The organism is Actinomadura geliboluensis, from assembly GCF_005889745.1.
Classification (GTDB): domain Bacteria; phylum Actinomycetota; class Actinomycetes; order Streptosporangiales; family Streptosporangiaceae; genus Spirillospora; species Spirillospora geliboluensis.
The window spans coordinates 1-1,098 of sequence record NZ_VCKZ01000755.1 but is presented as its reverse complement, the minus strand read 5'-3'; the positions used below and the strand labels follow the sequence as shown (position 1 = coordinate 1,098).

At 72.0% G+C, this 1,098-nt stretch carries 1 protein-coding gene and 1 pseudogene; both read left to right on the top strand.

Annotated elements, in window-relative coordinates; translation table 11 throughout:
* Positions 1-780: glycoside hydrolase domain-containing protein (locus ETD96_RS44050; RefSeq protein ID WP_138642389.1), on the top strand; the 780-nt coding region annotated here is incomplete at its 5' end.
* Positions 781-944: 164 nt separating this feature from the next.
* Positions 945-1,098, top strand: a pseudogene (locus ETD96_RS44045) (glycine--tRNA ligase); the annotation flags it as partial.

Below are 1,098 nucleotides of genomic sequence, written 5' to 3'. Positions count from 1 at the left end.
GACCCCACCGCGCCGGCCTCCGCCGAACCGGCGCCCGCCGCGTCGGCGCCCGCCGAACCGGCGCCCGCCGTGCCGCGCGGGGACACCGGGCTCGACCGCCCGTGGGTGCGCGGCAAGGGGTTCGACACGTGCACGGCGCCCTCGCTCGCGACGATGAGAGCCTGGAAGCCCTCGTTCAAGGTCACCAACATCTACATCGGCGGCGCGGCGCGCGGCTGCGCCCAGCCGAACCTCACCGCGTCCTGGGTCCGGCAGGTCCGCGAGATGGGGTACCGCATCACGCCCACCTACGTCGGCCTTCAGGCGCCGTGCGGCAGCCGCCCGCAGCGCTTCACCGCCAAGAACGCCGCCAAGCAGGGCGCCAAGGCGGCCGTGAACGCGGCGCGCAAGGCGCGGGCGCTGGGCATCCCCGAGGGCCAGCCGATCTACTACGACATGGAGGCGTACGACAGCAAGAAGAGCGGGTGCAAAGCGGCCGTCCTGCGGTTCGTCGACCGCTGGGTGCGGAAGCTGGAGGCCGAGGGCTACGTCCCGTGCCTTTACAGCAGCGCCAAGTCCGGCATCCGCGACGTGGGCCGGGCGACCGGGATCAGCAAGCCCGCCGCCATCTGGTTCGCCAACTGGAACGGCCGCGCCTCGGTCTACGACGACCCGCACCTGCCGGACGCCTGGTGGTCCCCGCACCGCCGCATCAAGCAGTACCGCGGCGGCCACAAGGAGAAGCACGGCGGCGTCACGCTCAACATCGACAGCAACATCGTCGACGGGCGCGTCTACTAGCGCCTTGGCGGCTCGCCGGGTGCCCTAAGCTGGGGATGCTCTCCGGCGGCGGGCGATGACCGCGCCGGAGCACTCACCGGGGATCACACTCGCCGCCGCCCGCCGTGCGCGGACCGGGGCGCACTCACTGTCCCGCCGACCGCCAGCCGGATGGAGAAGAACTCATGGCACGCCGTTCCGATGTGCTGGACACGATCGTCAACCTCGCCAAGCGGCGGGGCCTGGTCTACCCGTCGAGCGAGATCTACGGCGGGCTCCGCGCCTCCTGGGACTACGGGCCGCTCGGCGTCGAGCTGAAGAACAACGTCAAGCGCCAGT